Genomic DNA, 22,275 nt, shown 5'->3' with positions numbered 1-22,275 from the left:
CCCATGATGCCGCTTCGCCGCTACGATGGGCCATGGCGCTATTCGAACTTACCCTCATCCTGCTTCTGGCTGCCGTCGCGCTGACGGCGCTGTCGCGGCGGCTGGAAATTCCCTATCCGTCCCTGCTGGCTCTGGCCGGCGTCGCGATTGCCTTCGTACCCGGTGCGCCGACGATCGAGATCGATCCGGAGCTGGCGCTTGCCCTGTTCATCGCGCCGGTGCTTCTCGACGCCGCCTATGACACGTCGCTGCGCGACCTCAAGCGCTACCGGCTGTCGCTCGCGCTGCTGGCGCTAGGCGCCGTGGTCTTCACCACCGTGGTGGTTGCCTTGGTCGGCTGGAAGATGGCCGGCCTGCCGATCGCGGCGGCAATCGCGCTCGGCGCCATCGTCGCGCCACCGGATGCGGTGGCCGCATCCGCCGTGCTCAGCCAGTTCAAGGTACCGCACCGCATTACCGCCATCCTGCAGGGCGAGAGCCTGCTCAACGATGCCACGGCGCTGCTGATCTACCGGCTGGCGGTTTCGGCGGCGCTTGGCACGATCATGCTCAGCAACGCCGTTCCGGTGATCCTGCTGGCAACGATCGGCAGTGTGATCGCGGGCTATCTGTTTGGCCGCGTCTCGCTGCTGTCGCTCGGCCGCATCGAGGATGCGGCGAGCAGCACGGTGGTGCAGTTTGCCGGAACCTTCGCCGTGTGGATCATCGCCGACAGGCTGGGCCTTTCCGCCATCATCACCATCGTCGTCTATGCCATGACCATTGCGCGCAGGGCGCCGCGCCAGTCGTCGGCGAGACGCCGCGTCAGTACCTATTCGGTCTGGGAGTCGGCCGTGTTCGTGCTCAACGTGCTGGCTTTCGTGCTGATGGGCCTGCAGGCACGCACGATCGTTGGCAGGCTGGCCGGCGACGGGCAAGGCGAAGCATTCCTTTTCGCCGCAACGGTGCTGGTCGTCGTTATCGTCGCGCGCCTTGTCTGGGTGGCGAGTTACGTCGCGATCATCCGGTGGCTTGCCCGCTTCGGCAGCCAAGAGGCAAGGCGGGAATTGCCGACATTCGGCGGCGCCGTCATTGTCGGCTGGTGCGGCATGCGTGGGTTGGTGACGCTGGTGGTCGCCATTGCGCTGCCGGCCGATTTTCCCGGCCGAGACCCGATCGTGCTTGCCGCCTTCGCGGTGGTGCTGGGCACGCTGGTGCTGCAAGGCATGACGCTGAAGCCGCTGCTGCGCTGGATCAACTTCGACCCCGATAGAACCGTCGACAATGAGGTGGCGCAAGCGCGCGTCGCCATCATGCAGGCAGCACTGGACGTGCTGAGCCGCAAGACATCTGCGGCCGCCGCCGTCGTGCGCGAACAGTATGAAGCGCAGCGCCTGATTGCGGAAAACCCGGAGGACGCTCAGGCCGCGACCGAATACGACCGGCTGCGCCTCTATGCCATCAACCGCCAGCGCGACACGCTCGAGGAGTTGCGCAGCAACGGCACGATCGGCGACGAAGCCTACCACCGGCTGGAGGAAGAGATCGACTGGGCCGAACTGGCGGCATCGCCGGCGGGCCGGTTCCAGCCGCTGACCACATCATAGACGCTGGCCCAGTTCCGCCGTCGTGCCGGTACATTGCAACCCATCTGCCGAACCGCTACTGCCAAAGCGAAATTGAGCCGGATAAGCAATGAAGCTGGTCAGCTACAACATCCAGTACGGGTTCGGCGGCGATGGCCGTTACGATCTTTCGCGCTGCACCAAGCTGGTCGACGGCGCCGATATCATCGCGCTGCAGGAGGTCGAGCGGCATTGGCAGCGCACCAATGAGGACGACCAGCCGGAGGTCCTGTCCAAGCTGCTGCCTAGCTATTACTGGGTCTATGGCCCGGCCTTCGACATGGACGCCAGTGAGCAGCGCGACGGCCGGGTCGTCAACCGCCGCCGCCAGTTCGGCACCATGCTGCTGTCGAAGCTGCCGATCGCCTGGTCGCGGCTGCACGCGCTGCCCATGCGCCGCACGCTGCGGCCGCTCAACACGCGCAACGCCGCGCTCGAATGCATGATCCGCACGCCGGCCGGACCGGTAAGGGTCCTGTCGCTGCATCTCGCCCATATCGCGGCGGAGGAGCGTCTGGAGCAGATCGACTATCTCTTGGCCGAGCATCGCCGCGCGCCGTCCGAGGGCGGCCCGTGGAGCGGCGCGGACGATGAGCTTTCGCGCAACTGGACCAGTGGCGAGGCCGAGCCGGAAAACCCGACAGCTGCGATCTGGATGGGCGATTTCAACATGGAGCCTGGCAGCGCCGAATACAGCCGCATCGTCGGCAGCACGCCCTATCATCGCGGGGCAGCTTATCTCGACGGCTTTGTTGATGCCGCTGCCGTCGCTAGCGAGCCGGCTGCCGATTTCCACACCCATGTGAAAACGATCGACGGGAAAGTGGCAAAACGCCGGCTCGACCATTGCTTCGTCGGCGGTATGTTCGCGGACCGTGTGCGCTCGGTCAGTGCCGATATAGGCGAGATCGCTTCAGACCATTTTCCGGTCCGGATCGATATCGATCTCGAAACGCCTTTGAGCTCAGGAGATCGGTGAGCCCTCGATGACGCTTTTCGTCTTCTTCGCGGTGCTAGCCGCCGCCGCCATGCACGCGATCTGGAACGCGCTGGTCAAGGTCCATCTCGATCGCTTCCTGTCGATCACGCTGATGACACTGGGCATGGGGTTTGCCGCGCTTTTCGTGCTGCCCTTCGTCGAGTTTCCGAAGGCCGAAGTGTGGCCTTTCATCATCGCCTCGGTGATTTTCCACATGGGCTACCGGACTTTCCTGATCGGCGCCTACAAGGCCGGCGATTTCGCCCAGACCTATCCGCTGGCGCGCGGCACGGCGCCGCTTTTGACCGCGCTCGGCGGCGTTGTCGTGGTGCAGGAGATGCCGGCGCCGTTCGCCATCCTCGGCATCCTGCTGCTGTCGGCCGGCACGCTGGTGATGTCGTTTCGCGGCGGCGCGCATCTGGAGCGGATCAATGTGCGGGCGGTCGGCTTTGCGCTCGGCACTTCGATCTTCATATCCAGCTATACGCTCTCCGACGGCAGCGGCGCGCGGCTGGCCGCAACGGCAACGAGCTATGCCGCATGGCTGTTCATCTGCGATGCCACGTGGGCGCTGGTGCTGTGCCTCATCTTTCGCGGGCCCAAGGCGCTGCCCGTGCTGGCGCGTGACTGGAAAGCAGGCCTGTTCACCGGCGTGCTCAGCGGCGCGGCCTACTGGATCGTCATGTGGGCGATGACCAAGGCGCCGATCGCCTCGGTGGCGTCGTTGCGGGAGACGTCGATCCTGTTTGCCATGATGATCTCGGTTTTCGCGCTCGGCGAGAAAATGACAGGCTGGCGCGGCGCCGCCGCGCTCAGCATCGTCGCCGGTGTCGTGGCCCTCAGACTGGGCTGAGAGCCTGATACTTCAGCCGAGCACCGTCATCACCTGTCCGCGCCGTTCCGGACTGAAGCGGATGACGACGATGATGCAGACGGCGACCACGCCGGCAAACAGCGCCAGCGCGTAGCCACGAGATTGGGCGAGAAGGCAGCCAGCGCGCCGACCACCGAATAGCTGACGATGTTGAGCATCAGAATGGGCTTGCGGCCATATTTGTCGGCCAGCCTGCCGAAGAAGAAGGCGCCGATGAAGCGTGTCGCCAGCGTCAGGAACAACGCTTTGGAGACTGCCGGGACGTCAGTGTTGAATTCGGTTGCGATATCGGTGAGCAGGAACGTCAGAAGGAAGAAATCAAAAGCGTCGAGCGTCCAGCCGAGGAAGGAGGCAAGGACGGTTTTCTTCTCCTGCGCGGTGAGAGCCACGACGTTCCTCCTAAACGCCCCCGGGGAACGATATGTTCCTTGGGGCGCAAAAGAGAACAGGCGTCAGCCGGCTTTCGAAAGAAGCGCGGTCACTTTTTCGTAATGTCGAGATCGAACACCATCAGCCCGTCGGTGCCGCCTTCGAGCGCTGCGACCAATCGGGCGCCGGCGCGCTGATGCGCTTCATGCACGAGATAGGCGTCGCGGGCGGCGGCATCGCGGAAGTCGATGGTGAAGGCATGGCTGAAGCCGCGCGCGAACGGCTCCGGGCTGACATTGGTGCTGAAATGGACCGTGTCCATGCCGTCGACAACGGAGCGCAGTGCTTCGAGATCGGCGTGGATTGCCGTGCGCTCGGTGGCGGGCACATCGCTGAGGAAGCGTACGAAGACGCAGTGTCTGATCATTGGTTCGTTCTCCTAAGTGGCTATGCGGCCCGATTGCCGGAGAACACCGCCGGCGGAAGCGGCTCGCGGCCGAGGATGATGTCGGCGCCTTTTTCGCCGACCATGATGGTCGGCGCATTGGTGTTGGAGGAAGGCACGCGCGGCATCACCGAGGCATCGCAGACGCGCAGGCCCTCGATGCCGCGCAGGCGCAGGTCCGGTGTGACCACCGCCATATCGTCATGGCCCATGCGGCAGGTACCCACGGGGTGATGGTCGGTCTTGGCGGTGCGGCAGGCATAGTCGATCAGCTCGTCATCGCTGGCGAGCGATGGTCCGGGCAGCACCTCGCGCAACACGTAAGGTGCAAGCGCCTTCTGCCGCATGATCTCGCGCGCAAGCCTGAGGCCCTTGATCGACATGGCGCGGTCATAAGGGTCCGACCAATAGTTGGGATCGATCAGCGGGTGGTCGGCCGGGTCGGCGCTGCTCAGCCGCACCGTGCCGCGCGAGCGCGGGCGCAGGAAGGCCGAGTTCAAGGTCACGCCGGGGTTCTTCAACCTCTCGACGCCGGCCTCGATGCCGGAGCCCAGTCCCAGATGGAACTGGATGTCGGGCGAGGCGGCGGTCGGATCGGCGTACCAGAAGCCGCCGGTCTCGAACAGGCTGGAGGCGACCGGCCCTTTCTTCAGCAGCAGATACTGCAAGCCGGCCCACGCGGTGCGGTGCAGCTTGGCGTAGTTGTCATAGGTGTGGTCGCCGGTGCATTCGGCGATGACGAACAAATCGAGATGGTCCTGCATGTTGGAGCCGACACCGGGCAGATCATGCACCGGCGTCACGCCGACCGATTTCAGGTGATCAGCCGGGCCGATGCCCGACTGCATCAACAGCTTCGGCGAACCGATGGCGCCCGACGAGACGATCACTTCGCGCTCGGCGCGCATGATGGTCTTCTCGCCGCCGGGCCTGTCGACGATCTCGACGCCGATGGCGCGGCCTTTCTCGACGACGATGCGGGTGACCAGCACATCGGTTCGGACTGTCAGGTTCTTGCGGGCGCGGATGGGCTTCAAATAGGCGACCGAAGCGGATGAGCGCCGGGCGTCCTTCTGGGTCAGCTGGTAGTAGCCGACGCCTTCCTGGCTAGCGCCGTTGAAATCCGGGTTGAAGGGGATGCCCATCTCTTGGCCGGCGCGGAAATAGGCCTCGCAAATCGGCAGCGGCGAAATCGGGTTCGACACGCCGAGCGGCCCCTGGTCGCCGTGAAAATCGTTGGCGAAGCGCTGGTTGTTCTCGGCGCGCTTGAAATAGGGCAGCACGTCGCGATAGCCCCAGCCCGCGAGGCCCTCTTCCTTGTCCCATGCGTCGTAGTCGCGAGCGTTGCCGCGCGTGTATATCTGGGCATTGATGGACGAGCCGCCGCCGACCACCTTCGCCTGCGTATACCAGAAGACGCGGTCCTGCATGTGCCTCTGCGGCACGGTCGACCAGCCCCAGGAAGCGATGCCCTTGGTCATCTTGGCAAAGCCCGCCGGCATGTGGATGTAGGGGTGCCAGTCCTTGCCGCCGGCCTCGAGCAGCAGCACGGAATTCGCTGGATCCTCGCTCAGCCGGTTGGCCAGAACGCAGCCGGCCGGGCCGGCACCTACGATGATGTAGTCGGTCATAACCCTATCCACCTACAGTCGAGGCACGGAGAGCGCGCCGTCGACATTGATAATTGAGCCTGTGGAAAAGCCGAGCTTGCCGGCGGCAAGCGTCGCCACCACGGCGCCGATGTCCGATGCTTCGCCCCAGCGTTTTGCCGGCACCAGGCCGCTGTCGATAAGCGCGTCGTATTTGGCTGATACGCTCGCGGTCATGTCCGTGCGAATGATGCCCGGCCGCAGCTCGAACACGCCGATGCTTTCCGGCGCAAGCCGCAGCGCCAGGTTCTTCACCCACATCGAAAGGCCGGCTTTCGAGATGCAGTAGTCGGCGCGTTCCGGCGAGGCCATATCGGCGCTGACCGAGGTGATGGTGATGATCGAGCGCGGATGATTGCTGGGAGCCCCCAGCATCGCCTTGGCGACGGCCTGGCTAAGGAAGACTGTGCCGCGCAGATTGACGTCCAGCGCACGGTCGAAATTCTCGGGCTTCAGCTCCAGCAGATCGCCGCGCACCATGGCGCCGATGCCGGCATTGTTGACGAGGCAGTCGATTCGGCCGAACGCATGCGTGGCGGCGTCGATAAGCGATGCGTGATCGGGAAGGCTGGCAATGTCGCATCGGTGGTAAGCGAACTTTGAGCGGCGCGCGATGATGTTTTCAACAAGCCGTTTGGCGGGGTCGTTGGCCAGGTCAGCGACGAGAATGTCGAAGCCTGCATCGGCCAGCGCCTCGGCGCAGGCCAGTCCAATGCCGCGCGCGCCGCCGGTGACGATGGCTGCGGGGCGGGTCATGCTGCGAGGTCCGTCCGGCGAATATGCTCGGCCACGCGCAGCGCCTGTGCCGCAATCGACAGCGCCGGATTCACGGCGGCCGAGTTCGGCAAAAAACTGGCGTCGACAACGAACAGGTTCGGGTGGTCGAAGGCGCGGCAGAAAGGGTCGAGCGGCGACGTCGCCGGATCGTCGCCCATTTTCACCGTGCCGCACTGGTGCGAGGGCGTGCGCTTGTCGAAGGGACGCGACAGCACGATGGGATAACCGCAGGCGCGGAAGTTCTCACGCATCACCCTGGTCAGCCCGTCCAGCGACTGCATGTTGGAGCGCCGCCATTGCATGACGATGTCCTTGCCGTCGACCATGATGCGGCTTTCCGGATCGGGCAGATCCTCGCACATCAGATACCAGTCGACGGCGTGACCGGCCATGTAATCGAGCGCGAATTTCGGCACGCGTTTGACGTTGGCCTTCAACATGTTGCCGTCGATCTTGCCGAGCAGCTGGACGTTGCCGAGCGGCTTGCCGCCTTTGCCGTCGGAGAGATAGTAGTCATTCAGCATCAGCGTCTTCTGGTAGACGCTGTCGTTCCTGCGGCGCGGATCGATCGCCAGCATGGCGCTCGAATTATGGTTCATGAAATTGCGGCCGACCTGGTCGGAGCGGTTGGCGAGGCCTTTGCCATCTGGTGAAGGCGAGCGCAGCAGGATGACGGCGGAATTGACCGCGCCGGCGGACAGGATGACCAGCTTCGGCGCGACTTTCTTCAGCTCGCCATTCTGACGGTAGTGAACGGCAGCGATGCTTTTGCCGTCGGACGACGCTTCGAGATATTCGACATGGCAGCCGGTTTCGAGTCGGATATTGCTGTCCTTAAGTGCAGCCGTCAGCGGTCCGGTCTGCGCATCAACCTTGCCCTGGGCGGTGTTGGGGAATGCGTCCCAGCCGGTCTTGCCCTCTTTCAGCCAGGTGTCGATGTCGACGCCGAGCGGCAGCGAGGCGGGGTGCAGGCCCAGTCCCTTCAGCTCGGCGCGGGCGCGCGCAATCGGCGCTTCGTCGGGCACCGGCTTGAAAGCATAGGGGATCGAGTGGAACGGTTCGGTCGGGTCCTCGCCGAGTGAGCCGCGGACGCGAAACAGCTGCTCGGCTTTCGAATACCAGGGCTCGAATTCATCGTAGGAAAACGGCCATGCCGGCGAGACGCCACCGAAGTGCTCCATGGCGGCGAAATCCTCTTTGCGGTAGCGGATCAGCACCGCGCCGTAGAATTTCGAATTGCCGCCGACATAGTAGTAATTGCCGGGGTTGAAGGCGCCGCCGCCGGCCTCGCGCCACATCTCCTTCGGACGGTAGTGGCCATCGACGAAGATCGAGCGCGTGTCGCGGGCATGCGGCGTTGCCGGCAAGGGCTCGCCGCGCTCCAGCATCAGGACCGAGGCGCCGCTGCCGGCCAGGCCGGAAGCGATCGTAGCGCCGCCGATGCCGGAGCCGATGATGACGATATCGGGGCTGACCATCTCGATCAGCGGATGCGGTGTTCGGTCGCCGGATCGAAGAACACGGCCTTGGTCAGGTTGAAGGCGAGCGGCGTGCTGGTGCCCGGCTGGATGTTGGCGTCGGCCCGCAACCGCGCCACCACGCCCTTGCCGCCGAGGTTGGTCACCGCGAAAGTGTCGGACCCTGCCGGCTCGACCACTTCGATGTGCAGGTCGGCAGTGGCAATGTTGGAGGCGTTGCGTTCCGCACCTTCCGGATCGGTCAGCGCTTCCGGGCGCACGCCGAAGATGATCGGCTTGCCCTGGAACGCCGACAGGCCCGCCGGCGCATTGGCCATCGGCAGCGTAATGGGCTCGCGCGCCTCGCGCTCCAACACGACGGACAGCGCATTGCCCGACGTGGCAATGGTCGCCGGGATCAGGTTCATCGCCGGCGAACCCATGAAGTCGGCGACGAACAAATTGGTCGGGTTGTTGTAGATCTCGGCCGGGGTGCCGAACTGCTGCACCTCGCCGTCGCGCATGACGGCGATCTTGGTAGCCAGCGTCATCGCCTCGATCTGGTCGTGGGTGACGTAGACGATGGTTGTGCCGGTGGTGGCATGCAGGCGCTTGATCTCGATGCGCATGTCAACGCGCAATTTGGCGTCGAGGTTGGACAAAGGCTCGTCGAACAGGAACAGCTTAGGGTCGCGCACCAGCGCCCGGCCCATGGCGACGCGCTGGCGCTGGCCGCCGGAAAGCTGGCTCGGCTTGCGCTGCAGGAGGTGGCCGATCTGCAGGACCTTGGCCACCTTGTCGATCGCCTTTTGGCGTTCGTCGGCCGGCACGCCGCGCATCTCCATGCCGAAGGAGATGTTTCCGGCCACCGTCATGTTCGGATAGAGCGCATAGCTCTGGAACACCATGGCGATGTCGCGCTTGGATGGGTGCAGATCGTTGATGGCGCGGCCGTCGACGCGGATTTCGCCCTCGGTGATCTGCTCTAGGCCGGCAATCGTGTTGAGCAAGGTGGACTTGCCGCAGCCGGACGGGCCGACCAGCACCAGGAAGCCGCCCTTTTCGAGCTCGACATCGATGCCCTTCAGGATCTCGACATTCCCGAAGCGCTTCTTCAGCCCATCAATTTCCAGAAAAGCCATCAGATTATCCTTTGACCGCGCCCGCCATCAGGCCACGCACGAAGTAGCGGCCGGCGACCACATAGACGAGAAGGGTGGGCAGGGCTGCGATCATCGCCGCAGCCATGTTGACGTTGTATTCGACGACGCCTGTCGAGGTGTTGACGACGTTGTTGAGCGCCACCGTCATCGGCATCACGTCGCCGGAGCCGGCATAGGCGGAGGCGAACAGGAAGTCGTTCCAGATGTTGGTGAACTGGTAGATCACCGTCACCACGATGATCGGCAGCGAGTTGGGCAGCATGATGCGCCGGAAGATCTGGAAGAAGCTTGCCCCGTCGATCTGCGCCGCCTTCACCAGCTCGTTCGGAAACGCTTCGTAGTAATTGCGGAAGAAGAGGGTGGTGAAACCGATGCCGTAGACGACGTGAACGAACACCAGGTTCACGGTCGGATTGCCAAAGCCGAAGGTGAAACCGGTCGCGTTCTGCAGCTTGACGCCGAACCTGCCCAAGCTGCCGAGGATCGTTGCCATCGGCAGCAGTACCGACTGGAACGGGATGAAACAGGCAAACAGCATCAGCCCGAACACCAGCGTCGCCCCGCGAAAGCGCCATTTGGTCAGCACATAGCCGTTGAGCGCGCCGAGCAGGGTCGAGATGATGACTGCCGGAACCACCATCTTGATCGAGTTCCAGAAATAGCCCTTCATGCCGACGCAGGTCAGGCCCGAGCAAACTTCGCTCCACGCCTTTATCCATGGGTCGAAGGTCGGCGCCTGGGGCAGCGCCAGCATGTTGCCGTTCTGGATCTCCTCCATGGTCTTGAACGAGGTCACCAGCATGACGAACAGCGGCATCAGGTAGAACAACGCAAACAGCGCCAGCAGTCCGTAGATGACGATGCGGTTGAGGGTCTTGGTGCTCATGCCGCTAGAGGCCTGGCGGGCAGGGGTGGCAACGGCGCTCATTGCGGCTTCTCCCGCAGTTCCGAATAGAGATAGGGCACGATGATGGCGACGATGGTCATCAGCATGATCACGGCACTCGCCGAGCCGACAGCCATTTCGTTGCGCTTGAACGTGTACTCATACATGAAGTTGGACGGCAGCCAGGCCGAGCCACCGGGGCCGCCGCTGGTCAGCGCAACCACGAGATCGTAGGACTTGATGGCAAGGTGCGCGAGCACGATGAAGGCCGACAGGAAGATTGGCCGCAGCAGCGGAATGACGATGCGGCGGTAGAGCTGGAAGGTGGTGGCACCGTCGATCTGCGCCGCCTTCATGATCTCGCCGTCAATGCCACGCAGGCCGGCCAGGAACATCGCCATGATGAAGCCGGAGGCCTGCCAGACGCCGGCAATGACCACCGTGTAGATGACGAAATCCTTGTTCTTGATCCAGTCGAAATGGAAGCTCGTCCAGCCCCACTGATGCAAGGTCTGCTCAAGACCGAGGCCGGGGTCGAGGAACCATTTCCAGGCGACGCCGGTGACGATGAAGGACAGCGCCATCGGGTAGAGATAGATCGGCCGCAACACGCCTTCGCCGCGAATCTTCTGGTCGAGCAGGATGGCCAGGAACAGGCCGAGCGCCAGGCAGATGGCGATGTAGAGAAAGCCAAAAATGCCCATATTGACGATCGACGTGTACCAGCTCGATGGCGGGTCGGAGTCGAACGTCCAGCCCCACAGCCGTAGATACGCGCGTGGTCCGGTAATGACATAGGACGGGAAGGTCTTGGAATTGGTGAAGGACAGATAGACCGTCCACAGGATGAAGCCATAGACGAAGACGATGGTGATGGCGAAGCTCGGCGCCAGCACGATCTTCGGCAGCGCGTCCTGCAGTCGCGCGCGCACGGAGGGGCGAGACCGCTCGGGTGTCAGCTTGATCTGGGTCGTCGCTACACTGCTCATGAGGCTCCTCCCGTTCGGGTCGTCCGTGCTCTGCCGTCAGGCGGCAAGGCGGCCCCGTGCATACGGGTCTCTGGTCGGCATGGTGTTCAAGAGTGCTTTCACCGTTTCACGGAAACGGCGAACCTCTCTAACTCTTTCTTTTACGCAATTCCGGCCGGAAAACCGCTCACACTTTTCCTGGAATTGCGCCAGCTGGCCAATCCTTAGGTGACACCTTCCCCGCCGAAGCGGGGAAGGTGTGTTTCTGGCCAGCGCTTACTTGGCGTCGTCGATTGCCTTGACCAGTTCGGTCACGGCTTCGTCCGAGGTCTTGATCTGACCGTGGACGAACTTCGAAACGACGTCCTTGTAGGCATTGGCGACCGCCGGAGGCGCGCCATAGCCCTGGGCAAGCGAGCCGAACAGTGTGCCGCCTTCGTTGGCAGCCTTCAGGTCGGCGATGCCCTTCTTGCCGCACGCGTCGAAGTCGGTGTCCGGAACGTCGGTACGGGCGGGAACCGAACCCTTGACGACGTTGAAGGCCGACTGGAAGCTCTTCGACAGGGTGGCGGTGGCCAACGCGACCTGGGCGGCCTTGCGGTCGTCCGGAACGTTGAACATGCCGAACATGTCGGAGTTGTAGACCACCGAGCCTTCCGTGCCCGGGAAGCGATAGCACAGGAAGTCGGTGCCCGGCGTTTTCTTGGCGGCGTTGAACTCGCCCTTGGCCCAGTCACCCATCACCTGCACCAGGGCATCGCCCTTGATGACCATGGCGGTGGCAAGGTTCCAGTCGCGGCCCGAGAAGTTCGGGTCGACATAGGTGACGAGCTTGGCGAGGTTGTCGAACGACTTCTTCATCGTGTCCGACTTGAGGGACTCGTCGTCGAGGTCGTTGAAGGCCTTCTTGTAGAACTCAGGTCCGCCGGTCGACAGCACAACCGAGTCGAACATGGTGGCTTCCTGCCAGTTCTGGCCGCCAAGGGCGAGCGGAATAACGCCAGCCGCCTTGGCTTTGTCGAGCAGGGCGACGAAGTCGTCGAAGGTCTTTGGCTCGGTGCCGCCGATCTTGTCCATCACCGCCTTGTTGATCCACAGCCAGTTGACGGAGTGGACGTTGACTGGAGCAGCGACCCACTTGCCGTCATAGACGGAGAACTTCTGCAGGGCTGCCGGAACCGACTTGTCCCAGCCTTCCTTCTTCGCCGTCTCGGTCAGGTCGCCCATGACGCCGGCCGCCGCATAGTCGAGCACGGTGTAGCCGAGCATCTGCGACGCGGTCGGGTAATTGCCGGCCGCGACCATCGCCTTCAGCGCAGTCATGGCGGCGTCGCCGCCACCACCGGCCACCGGCACGTCCTTCCAGGCATAGCCTTCCTTGGCAAGGTCGCCCTTGAGGACGTTGAGAGCAGCCGCTTCGCCGCCCGACGTCCACCAATGCAGCATCTGCACTTCCTTGACGTCCTCGGCATGGGCCGAGAAAGCAAAGGCCGTCGCCAGAGCCGTTCCGATAAGCATTTTGCGCAACATGTTCTACCTCCCTTGTTGCATTACACGACCGGTGGAAGCCCACCGGGTTCTTCCAAACTCAGCCGACCCACCAACCGGTGCGCTGGCCGCGATGAAACTGGATTGTCTTTTCCTCGGTATAATCCTCGACAGCGCGTTTGCCGAGTTCGCGTCCGATGCCGGACTGCTTGTAGCCCCCGAATGGCAGCTCGGGAAAGCCTTCCATGAATGTGTTCACCCAAACGGTCCCCGAACGCACACCACGCGCCACCGACATACAAGTGTCGATGCTGGCGCTCCACACCCCTGCCGACAGACCATAGGGCGTGTTGTTGGCGATGTGCAACGCCTTTTCAATCGATCCAAAAGTCAGCACGGAGAGCACCGGGCCAAACACTTCCTCGCGCGCAATAGCCATGTCTTCGGTAACGCCGCGAATGATGGTCGGATCGAGGTACTGGCCGGCATTGGACGCCAATTGGCCGCCACCGCTATAGACATTGCTGCCGTCTTTTGCTGCTGCCGCAACGTAATCTGCGACCTTGGTCAGATGGTCGGCGGAAATCATCGCGCCAACCTTGGTTCGGTCGTCGAGTGGGTCGCCGACCGTTACCTTGGCGGTCAGGGCCTTGACAGTGGCGAGGAAATCGTCGGCGATGGCTTCATGCACGATCAGCCGACTGCCGGCATTGCAGCATTCGCCGGCGTTGAAGAAGCCGCCGAACACTGCTGCGTCAGCGGCCGCCTCGAGATCGGCATCGGGGAAGACGATCTGGCCGTTCTTGCCGCCGAGCTCCATCGAGACTTTCTTCAGCGACTGCGCGGCGGAAGCCATGGTCATCTTGCCGACGCGGGTAGAGCCGGTGAACGACACCATCTCGACCAGCGGATGGCTGACCATCGGCCCCCCGACATCGGCGCCGAGGCCGGCCAGGATGTTGACGACGCCCGCGGGCAGGCCGGCCTGCATCAGGATGTCGCCGAGCACGAAGGTCGAGGCCGAGGTCATTTCGCTCGGCTTGACCACCGCGGTGCAGCCGGCGGCGAGCGCGAAGGGCAGTTTCTGGCTGACGATCAGGAACGGGAAATTCCACGGGGTGATGATCGAGACGACGCCGATCGGCTCGCGCAGGACCACGCCCAGCATGGCGTCGCCGAGATTGGCGTAGCTTTCGCCGTGCAGCGTGCGGGCGAGCGAGGCGGCATAGCGCCAGATGTCGATGGCGCCGCCGATCTCGCCGCGCGCCTGGGCGATCGGCTTGCCGGATTCCAGCGCATCGAGTCGGGCGATGTCTTCGAGCTGGGCCTCGATCAGGTCGGCCGTCTTGAGCAGGATGGCGGCGCGCTCGGCCGCCTTCGTGCGCGGCCACGGGCCGGTCTCGAATGCCTTGTGCGCGGCCTGCATGGCCGCCTCCACCTCGGCCTCGCCGGCCTGCGCATAGCGCGAAACGGTGAAGCCATGGCCGGGGCTGTTGCGCGCAATCGTGCGGCCGTCACGGGCATCGACATGCTTGCCGTCGATCAGGAGCTTGTAAGCCTTCGGCGCCTTGGACGCCTCGGCCGGCATGGAAATGTTGAGCGGTGCGTTCATCATGCTTTCTCTAGGATCTTGAAAAGGCCGGCTTCTGCTTGGCCTTGAAGGCGCTCACGCCGGCTTTGAGGTCGCCGGTCAGCGCAACGAAGCCGCTGGCGAGCGCCTCGGTGGCGGCCGCACTTTCCTCGCCTTCGGCGACTGCGATCATCAGCTTGGCGGCTTCGGTTGCGAGCGGCCCGCGCCCGGCGATTTTTTCGGCCCAAGTCCTGGCCTCTGCCAGCGCCTGGCCGGTCTCGACCACGCGGTCAACGACGCCGAGTGCAAGCGCGTCGGAGGCGGCAAAGAGCTCGCCGCCGAGCGCCATGCGGCGCACGATCTGGGCCCCAAAGCGGCGCACGGCGCGCTGCGTGCCGGACCAACCGGGGACGACGCCGATCGATGTCTCGGGAAAGCCGAGCTTCACCTGCGTTTCGGCGACACGGAAGTCGCAGGCGACTGCCAGCTCCAGCCCGCCACCCAACGCATGGCCGGAAAGCACCGCGATGGTCGGCTGCCGCAGCCGCGCCAGTCGGTCGAAGACACGGTGGCCGTAGCGCACCCATTGCACCTGAAAGTCGGCAGCGCTCATTTGTGCCAAGGCCTCGACGTCGCCGCCGGCGCAAAAGCCTTTGCCTTCGCCGCGGATCAGCACGACGCGCACGCCTTCAGCCATTTCGGCTTCGTCGAGCGCTGTCTCGAGCGCGCGCAGCATCGGAATGTCCAGCGCGTTGAACTTCTCCGGCCGGCGCAGCGTGACGATGCCGATGGCGCCGTCCTGCTCGAAGGTGACGAGGCGCTCAGCCATGCGCGCCTCCGAGCGAAGCGCCACCATTCAGCGACAGGCCGATCGGCCGGTCCTGATAGAGAGCCGCCGGCGTGACCTTGAGATCGTTGGCGATGCCGAGCGGAATCTCTGACTGCGCCAACACATCGCGCTCGAGGTCGACGCCCGGCGCAAGTTCCGTCACCATCAGACCGTCCGGCGTCAGCTTCATCACGCAACGCTCGGTGACGTAGGTGATGTCCTGGCCTTGAGCGACGGCGCGCTTGCCGGAGAAGGAGATGTGTTCGACCTCGTTGACGACCTTCTTGACCTTGCCTTCCGCGTCGATGCGGATGCCGCCATCGGCGAGCGAAAGCTTGGCGCCGGCATTGAAGAAGCCGGAGAAGACGATCTTTTTCGCCCGTGCCGTGATGTCGACAAAGCCGCCGGCCCCGGCGGTGACATGTGGCCGGGCCGAGAGTTTCGACACGTTGACGGAGCCATGGCGGTCGATCTGCAAGAAGGAGAGCAGCGAGGCATCGAAGCCGCCGGCCTGGAAATAGATGAACTGGTGCGGCGAGGGCATGATCGCCTCGGCGTTGGAAGCGCAGCCGAACTTGAAATCGAGCAGCGGCACGCCGCCGACCGCGCCCTGCTCGATCACCCAGGTGACCTTGCCGTGCTGGCCTTCCTCGAGAAGGATACGCGGCACATTGGCCGAGATGCCGAAGCCGATATTGACGGCCATGCCATCGCGCAACTCCATGGCGACGCGGCGCGCGATTACTTTCTGGACGTTCATCTCGGCGTTGCGAAAGCTTGACAGCGGGCGGAAGATCTCGCCCGAAATCGCCGGGTCGTAAGGCGTCAGCGTCGTCTGCAACTGGTCCGGCGCCACCACGATGTGGTCTACCAGCACGCCGGGCACGCGCACGTCATGCGGCCTCAGCGTGCCGTTCTCGACGACGCGCTTGACCTGCGCAATGACGATGCCGCCATTGTTGCGCGCGGCGAGCGCCTGTTCGAGGCCGCCGAGATAGGCGCCTTCATGTTCATAGGTCAGGTTGCCGCGCTCGTCGGCGGTGGTGGCGCGGATGATCGAAATGTCAGGCACGATCGAGCGGAAATAGAGCCATTCCTCGCCGTCGAACTGCTGCACCGAGACGATCGGCTCGCTTGCCGCCGCGTTCATGGCGCAGCCCTGGTGGCGCGGGTCGGCAAAAGTGTCGAGGCCGACCTTGGTCAGCACGCCCGGCCGCTTGGCGGCGGCCTCGCGGTGCATGTCGAACAGGATGCCGGAGGGCACGTTGTAGGCGGCGACCGAATTGTCGCCGATCATCTTCCATATCTGCGGCGGCTCGGACGAGGAGGGGCCTGAGGGATAGGAGCCGCAGAGCGTGCGCTTCAACAAGCCGGGCTTGGCCAGATGGTCGATGCCCTTGATGCCATACATGTCGCCGGCGGCGATGGGGTGCAGCGTGGTGATGTCTTTGGGATGGCCTTCGGCGTCGAAGCGCTCGCCGATGGCGGCCAGCACGGCATCCGGGCAGCCGAGGCCGCTCGACGACGAGACGGAGACGGTCATGCCGTCCTTGATCAGGCTTGCTGCTTCAGCGGCGGAGACGAGCTTGCTCACGCGACACCTTTCGGATCGATAGTGACGGCCTTGCCGGATTTTGCCGACTGCAATGCTGCTTCGGCCGACGCCAGGGACCAGACGCCGTCCTCGCCGGTGGCGGAGGGCTGGCCTTCTCCACGCATGGCCGCATGGAACTGGCGCAGCGACCTGGCGTAGAGGTCTTCGCGGTCGAAGCTCAGTTCCTCCTCGCCTTTGGCGGTGCGTAGCAGCACCGAGCCGACTGGCTTCTGCGTCATCACATTTTTTGCGATCAGCGAACCTTCGGAACCATGCACCTCAAAGCCGGTATCGGCGAACTTGGTTGTGAAGCCTTCATGCGACTGGGCGATGATGCCCGACCCGAAGCGCCAGATGCACATGGCGCCGTCTTCCAGCCCGCTGCTGGCCATGCCGGCCAACTGGGTGAAGGCCGAAATCTCGACCGGGTCGTCGCCGAGCACGAAGCGCAGCGTGTCGGCATCATGCACGGTGATGTCGAGCACCACGCCGCCGCCGGCCTCAGGCTTGGTAATGCGCCAGCCCTGCAGGTTTTCCGGCAAATAGACGGAATGGAAGACGCGCGCGGCAATCGGCTTGCCGATATGGCCGGCTGATATGGCGTCGCGCATGGCGCGGTGGGCGCCGGCATTGCGCAGATGATGATTGGTGCCAAGCACGACACCGGCTTCCTTGGCGGCGGCGACCATTGTGCGCGCGTCGGCGCTGTTCAGCGCCAGCGGCTTTTCGCACAGAACATGCTTTCCCGCCTTGATCGCAGCCAATGCCTGTTCGAGATGCAGTTCATTGGTGGTCGAGATGTAGACGGCGTCGATTTCGGCGCCGAGCAAATCGTCCAGCGTCGAGACGGCAAGCGGAATATTCTGTTCCGCGGCATAAGTCTTGGCGCGCTGCGGACTGGAGCTCATCACCGCCGCGATCTCGCCACCCTCTTGCGCGCGGATGGCGTTGATCATGAACTGTTTGGCGATCGTGCTGGCGCCGATCAGTCCCCATTTGACGCTCATGCCGCGTCTCCCATTCCTGCTGATGTGTCCTGGGCGCCGCGATCGGGACCGCAGCTGTCCCTGACGACCAGATTGACGGCGCCGATATGGTCCTCGGCATGCGTGATGCGCGACTGGATCATCTTCAGCATGACGTGGGCGGCGCGTTCACCGAGGCCGGGTGTGTCGACCGAGACGCTGGTCAGCGCCGGCATATAATGCTCGGCCTCGACCACGTCGTCGAAGCCGACGACGGCAAAGTCCGCGCCGGGCTCCAGCCCGCGCTTGCGCAGCGCCAGCATGACGCCGAAGGCGACGGCATCGTTGAAGCACAGTGCCGCCGTCGGCGGCTCGGCCATGGCAAGGGCGGTTTCCAGGCACGCGATGCCGCCCCTGCGGCTGGTCTCGCCTTCGACGACAAGCACGTCGCGCCTGGCAATGCCCAATGTTTCGCAAGCTTCACGAAAACCGCCCAGGCGCTCCTGATAGACGACCAGGTCGGAGGTGCCGCCGAAGAAGGCCAGCCGGCGATGGCCCTTGCCGATCAGATGGGCGGCGGCGAGATACGCGCCGCGATGGTTGTCAGGAGCGATCACCGGGATGCGGCTGTCCGGCAGGCGGCGCATGGCGAAGACGACCGGCACGCCCGCCATCTCGAGGCGACGGAAGGCGCCCGGCGTGGTGCCGCGTGCCGGTGACACGATCAGGCCTGCGACGCCCTGTTCCATCAGCGACTTCAGCACTTCTTCCTGGCGCACCGGGTTCTCCGCCGTGTTGGCGATGAAGGGCACGATGCCGGCCGACTGGAAGACGCGCTCCATGCCGACCGCCAGCTCGGCGAAAAAGGGGTTGGTGAGATCGTTGATGACCATGCCGATGACGTTGGAATGGGCTTTGCGCAGATTGGCGGCGCCGCGGTTGTAGACATAGCCGACATCCTCGATCGCCTTGCGAACCTTGACCGCGGTTTCAGGCCGGATCAGCCCTGAGCCTTGCAGCACAAGCGACACCGTCGATTTGGACACACCAGCCTCGCGGGCGATGTCCAGGATCGTTGCCTTGGCCCGGCTGGCCATGTCGGTGGTTTCCTCCGCCTGAATGAGAAAATCTATTGGAACGTTCTAATCACTCTGCCAAACGAGAGTCAATCGGGATTCTTGCGGAGATCGAAAAGGTGATGAATGTGGTTCCTAGCAAGGACTCTTAGCCTTCTTCAACGTTTGGGCCGGTTCAATCGCCGGAATCATAAAGTTTCTTGATTTATTGGAACGTTCCATTTATAGGATGCCGAAAACGGAGGTTGCCATGGATATCACCCTGCCTACGCAGAATGGCGGCCGCGTCAGCTACAAGCTCGCGGGCAGTCCGGTCGAGCCCGTAATCGGTGCGGTTTTCCCGCGCATCGCCTATGCCGCGGCCCATGTCGTCGCCGACCCTTTCGCGATGACCGACCCCTGGTCGAAGCCTGCGGTCGACTGGGACAAGACGATGGCGTTTCGGCATCATTTGTGGCGGCTTGGCTTCCGCATCGCCGAGGCGATGGACACCTCGCAGCGCGGCATGGGTTTCGACTGGGCGAATGCGCAGGAATTGATCCGGCGCTCGATCGCCGAGGCGCGCAGCGTCGAATGCGCAGACCTCGCCTCGGGCGCCGGCACCGATCATCTGGCGCCGGCCAATTCGAGATCACTCGAAGATGTGATCGCCGCCTATGAGGAGCAGTTCGCTTTCATTGAAGGCGAGGGCGGCAAGGCGATCATGATGGCCAGCCGGGCGCTGGCAGCGGTCGCAAAGGGGCCGGACGACTATATCAGGGTCTACGATCGCATCCTCAGCCAGGCATCCGGCAAGGTCATCCTGCACTGGCTGGGCGACATGTTCGATCCTGCACTGAAAGGTTATTGGGGCAGCGGCAATTTCGAGGCCGCGCTCGACACCGTCGTCGCCATCATCGAGCGTCATGCCGGCAAGGTCGAGGGGATAAAGATTTCCCTGCTCGATGCCGGCAAGGAAGTTGCCTTGCGCAACCGGTTGCCGGAAGGCGTCGTCATGTTCACCGGCGACGATTTCAACTATCCCGAACTGATTGCCGGCGACGGGAAGCGGCACTCGCACGCCTTGCTCGGCATATTCGACGCCATCGCGCCGGTCGCCAGTGCGGCGCTCGCGAAACTGGCTGACGGCGACCGCGCCGGCTTTGACGCGCTGATGGCGCCGACAGTGCCGTTGTCGCGCAAGATCTTCGAGGCGCCGACGGAGTATTACAAGGCCGGCATCGTCTTCATTGCCTGGCTCAACGGCCATCAGGACCATTTCGCCATGGTCGGCGGCATGCAGTCGGCGCGCGGCATCCTGCACTATGCCGACATCTTCCGCCTTGCCGACCAGGCAGGGTTGCTCGCCGATCCCGAGCTTGCGCTGGCCAGGATGAAGCATTTCTGCGCGGTTGCAGGTGCCTGAGAACGACACAATCGCCGGCTGAAACCTGTCCCCCGTATGGGGGATTTGCGTTCTCGCGCCAAATCTGTATTCGGTTGCCGGGATTGGATGCGGACGGAGCGGCAATGACGGAAAAAGTGGCGCTCATCACCGGGGTTACCGGGCAGGACGGGGCCTATCTCGCAGAATTGCTTCTGCAGAAGGGCTATATTGTCCATGGCGTCAAACGCCGCTCGTCCTCGTTCAACACCGAGCGCGTTGACGACATCTATGTCGATCCGCACGAGCGCGGTGCGCGTTTCTTCCTGCATTATGGCGACCTGACCGACGCGACCAACCTTATTCGCCTGGTGCAGGAGACACAGCCCGGTGAGATCTACAATCTCGGCGCCCAGAGTCATGTCCAGGTGAGTTTCGAGACGCCGGAATACACCGGCAATGCCGATGCGCTGGGAACACTCAGGCTGCTCGAGGCGATCCGCATCCTGCGCCTGGAGAAGTCGGTGCGCTTCTATCAGGCATCGACGTCGGAGCTTTACGGCAAGGCGCGCGAGGTCCCGCAAAGCGAGACCACGCCCTTTCATCCGCGCTCGCCCTATGCCGCGGCCAAGCTTTACGCCTACTGGATCACGGTCAATTACCGCGAGGCTTACGGCGTGTTCGCCGCCAACGGCATCCTGTTCAATCACGAAAGCCCGACACGCGGCGAGACCTTCGTCACTCGCAAGATCACACGGGCCGTCGCCTCGATTCATCATGGCCTGCAGGACACGCTCTATCTCGGCAACATCGATGCCAAGCGTGACTGGGGCCATGCGCGCGACTATGTAGAGGGCATGTGGCGCATTCTGCAGCACAGCGAAGCCGATGACTTCGTGCTGGCGACCGGCGAGGCGCATTCCGTGCGCGAATTCGTCGAACTGGCTTTTGCCGAGACCGGACGCAGCATCCGCTGGCAAGGCGAGGGTGTCGATGAAGTCGGTGTCGATGCCGGTTCGGGCACTGTCCTGGTCCGTATCGATCCGCGCTATTTCCGGCCGACCGAGGTCGATCTGCTGCTCGGTGACCCCGCCAAGGCCAAGGCAAGACTCGGCTGGTCGCACACGACCGGCTTCAGGGATCTGGTGACGGAAATGGTGCAGGCCGATCTGGCACGCGCGGCCGGCGGCACGCGGCAGAACAGCCGTTCTGCGTGAGGCAGGCCGATGGACGCGACATTTGAACTGAAGGGCAAGCGTGTCTTCGTCGCCGGGCATCGTGGCATGGTCGGTTCGGCCGTCGTGCGCCGGCTGGCGAGCGAGGACTGCGAGATACTCACCATATCGCGCGACAAGCTCGACCTGCTCGACCAGGCGGGGGTGCGGCGCTGGATGGCCGACCACAGGCCGGATGCGGTGGTGATGGCGGCCGCCAAAGTCGGCGGTATCCTGGCCAATGACCGGTTCCCTGTCGATTTCCTGCAGCAAAACCTGGTTATGCAGGGCAATGTCATTGACGGCGCCTTTCGCAGCGAGGTCGGCAAGCTTTTGTTTCTCGGCTCGTCCTGCATCTATCCAAAGCTCGCGCCGCAGCCGATCAGGGAAGACGCGCTGCTGACCGGTCCGCTCGAACCCACCAATGAATGGTATGCGATCGCCAAGATCGCCGGGCTCAAACTGTGCCAGGCCTATCGGCGCCAGCATGGCGTCGACTACATCTCGGCGATGCCGGCCAACCTTTACGGTCCTGGCGACAATTTCGACCTGCAGAGCAGCCATGTCGTACCGGCGCTGATGCGCAAGGCGCATGCGCTGGCACTGAGCGGTGGCAGCAGCCTGGAGGTCTGGGGCTCGGGCACGCCGCGGCGTGAATTCCTGCATGTCGACGACGCCGCCGATGCCTTGGTCTGGCTGTTGAAGAATTATGCCGGCGACGGCCACGTCAATGTCGGCTCGGGAGAGGATGTCACCATTGCCGAGCTTGCCCAGACCGTCGCATCGGTCGTCGGCGTCGAGGCTAATATCGCCTTCGATACGACCAAGCCAGACGGCACGCCGCGCAAGTTGATGGATGTTTCGCGGCTGTTTGCAACGGGATGGCGCCCCCGCTACGCGCTTCGCGGTGGATTGGAACAGACATATGCGTGGTTTCTCAACCATGTTGAGAAGGGTGATGTCCGCCGCGGCGCGGCCTGATTCCAATTTTCCTTGAACCATTTC

20 protein-coding genes are annotated in these 22,275 nt (G+C 63.6%); 6 read left to right on the top strand and 14 right to left on the bottom strand.

Annotation, left to right across the window (positions count from 1 at the left end):
* Positions 1-32: 32 nt before the first annotated feature.
* The 3 genes from X730_RS161825 to X730_RS161835 all read left to right on the top strand — a co-directional run bounded on the left by X730_RS161825 (position 33) and on the right by X730_RS161835 (position 3,436).
* Positions 33-1,586, top strand: coding sequence for a sodium:proton antiporter (locus X730_RS161825; RefSeq protein WP_023695635.1), 1,554 nt, complete (start codon positions 33-35; stop codon positions 1,584-1,586).
* An 88-nt stretch (positions 1,587-1,674) separates the two neighbouring features.
* A complete protein-coding gene (locus X730_RS161830) occupies positions 1,675-2,583 on the top strand; it encodes an endonuclease/exonuclease/phosphatase family protein (protein WP_023825465.1) in 909 nt (302 codons plus the stop codon).
* A 7-nt stretch (positions 2,584-2,590) separates the two neighbouring features.
* Positions 2,591-3,436: an EamA family transporter gene (locus X730_RS161835; RefSeq protein ID WP_023701015.1), complete on the top strand. Its 846-nt coding sequence runs from the start codon at positions 2,591-2,593 to the stop codon at positions 3,434-3,436.
* 29 nt (positions 3,437-3,465) lie between these two features.
* Here X730_RS161835 and X730_RS161840 read toward each other — a convergent pair whose 3' ends face one another.
* The 14 genes from X730_RS161840 to X730_RS161905 form a co-directional block, all read right to left on the bottom strand.
* On the bottom strand, positions 3,466-3,846 hold the full coding sequence (locus tag X730_RS161840) for an MFS transporter (protein ID WP_023825464.1): 381 nt from the start codon (positions 3,844-3,846) through the stop codon (positions 3,466-3,468).
* Between the two features lie 89 nt (positions 3,847-3,935).
* Entirely contained in the window at positions 3,936-4,253 is a 318-nt protein-coding gene (locus X730_RS161845; protein WP_023825463.1) for a Dabb family protein, read from the bottom strand.
* 20 nt (positions 4,254-4,273) lie between these two features.
* Positions 4,274-5,902 (bottom strand): choline dehydrogenase, encoded by a 1,629-nt coding sequence (locus X730_RS161850; RefSeq protein ID WP_023825462.1) that lies wholly within the window; start codon positions 5,900-5,902, stop codon positions 4,274-4,276.
* Positions 5,903-5,914: 12 nt separating this feature from the next.
* A complete protein-coding gene (locus tag X730_RS161855; protein ID WP_023825461.1) occupies positions 5,915-6,676 on the bottom strand; it encodes a 3-ketoacyl-ACP reductase in 762 nt (253 codons plus the stop codon).
* Positions 6,673-8,175 carry a GMC family oxidoreductase gene (locus X730_RS161860; RefSeq protein ID WP_023825460.1) on the bottom strand — a complete coding sequence of 501 codons (1,503 nt, stop codon included), beginning with the start codon at positions 8,173-8,175 and terminating at the stop codon, positions 6,673-6,675. Before X730_RS161860 ends, X730_RS161855 begins: the two co-directional genes overlap by 4 nt.
* A 5-nt stretch (positions 8,176-8,180) precedes the next feature.
* A complete protein-coding gene (locus X730_RS161865) occupies positions 8,181-9,296 on the bottom strand; it encodes an ABC transporter ATP-binding protein (protein ID WP_023671180.1) in 1,116 nt (371 codons plus the stop codon).
* A gap of 4 nt (positions 9,297-9,300) precedes the next feature.
* The gene (locus X730_RS161870; RefSeq protein ID WP_023704034.1) at positions 9,301-10,245 is read right to left on the bottom strand and encodes a carbohydrate ABC transporter permease; all 945 of its coding nucleotides are present in this window, start codon (positions 10,243-10,245) and stop codon (positions 9,301-9,303) included.
* Positions 10,242-11,192 carry a sugar ABC transporter permease gene (locus tag X730_RS161875; RefSeq protein WP_023820636.1) on the bottom strand — a complete coding sequence of 317 codons (951 nt, stop codon included), beginning with the start codon at positions 11,190-11,192 and terminating at the stop codon, positions 10,242-10,244. Before X730_RS161875 ends, X730_RS161870 begins: the two co-directional genes overlap by 4 nt.
* A 255-nt stretch (positions 11,193-11,447) precedes the next feature.
* On the bottom strand, positions 11,448-12,701 hold the full coding sequence (locus X730_RS161880) for an ABC transporter substrate-binding protein (protein ID WP_032888198.1): 1,254 nt from the start codon (positions 12,699-12,701) through the stop codon (positions 11,448-11,450).
* A 58-nt stretch (positions 12,702-12,759) separates the two neighbouring features.
* On the bottom strand, positions 12,760-14,271 hold the full coding sequence (locus X730_RS161885) for an aldehyde dehydrogenase family protein (protein WP_023701022.1): 1,512 nt from the start codon (positions 14,269-14,271) through the stop codon (positions 12,760-12,762).
* A 10-nt stretch (positions 14,272-14,281) separates the two neighbouring features.
* Positions 14,282-15,058 (bottom strand): enoyl-CoA hydratase/isomerase family protein, encoded by a 777-nt coding sequence (locus X730_RS161890; RefSeq protein WP_023825459.1) that lies wholly within the window; start codon positions 15,056-15,058, stop codon positions 14,282-14,284.
* Complete coding sequence (locus X730_RS161895; protein ID WP_023695641.1) at positions 15,051-16,652, bottom strand: acyl CoA:acetate/3-ketoacid CoA transferase; 1,602 nt, start codon at positions 16,650-16,652, stop codon at positions 15,051-15,053. Before X730_RS161895 ends, X730_RS161890 begins: the two co-directional genes overlap by 8 nt.
* Entirely contained in the window at positions 16,649-17,659 is a 1,011-nt protein-coding gene (locus X730_RS161900) for a Gfo/Idh/MocA family oxidoreductase (protein ID WP_023695642.1), read from the bottom strand. Before X730_RS161900 ends, X730_RS161895 begins: the two co-directional genes overlap by 4 nt.
* Positions 17,656-18,714, bottom strand: coding sequence for a LacI family DNA-binding transcriptional regulator (locus X730_RS161905; protein ID WP_023695643.1), 1,059 nt, complete (start codon positions 18,712-18,714; stop codon positions 17,656-17,658). Before X730_RS161905 ends, X730_RS161900 begins: the two co-directional genes overlap by 4 nt.
* A 229-nt stretch (positions 18,715-18,943) precedes the next feature.
* On the opposite strand from X730_RS161905, the gene X730_RS161910 reads away from it, so the two are divergent.
* The 3 genes from X730_RS161910 to X730_RS161920 all read left to right on the top strand — a co-directional run bounded on the left by X730_RS161910 (position 18,944) and on the right by X730_RS161920 (position 22,251).
* Positions 18,944-20,098, top strand: a complete 1,155-nt coding sequence (locus tag X730_RS161910; RefSeq protein WP_023804702.1) for a dihydrodipicolinate synthase family protein — start codon at positions 18,944-18,946, stop codon at positions 20,096-20,098.
* Between the two features lie 104 nt (positions 20,099-20,202).
* A complete protein-coding gene (gene gmd, locus X730_RS161915) occupies positions 20,203-21,273 on the top strand; it encodes a GDP-mannose 4,6-dehydratase (protein ID WP_023825458.1) in 1,071 nt (356 codons plus the stop codon).
* Between the two features lie 9 nt (positions 21,274-21,282).
* A complete protein-coding gene (locus X730_RS161920) occupies positions 21,283-22,251 on the top strand; it encodes a GDP-L-fucose synthase (protein WP_023825457.1) in 969 nt (322 codons plus the stop codon).
* Positions 22,252-22,275 lie beyond the last annotated feature (24 nt).

Origin of the sequence: Mesorhizobium sp. L103C131B0 (assembly GCF_000502275.1) — a bacterium.
Taxonomy (GTDB): Bacteria; Pseudomonadota; Alphaproteobacteria; order Rhizobiales; family Rhizobiaceae; genus Mesorhizobium.
Note: the sequence above shows the minus strand (reverse complement) of the source record. Positions and strands in the feature narration are given on the sequence as shown.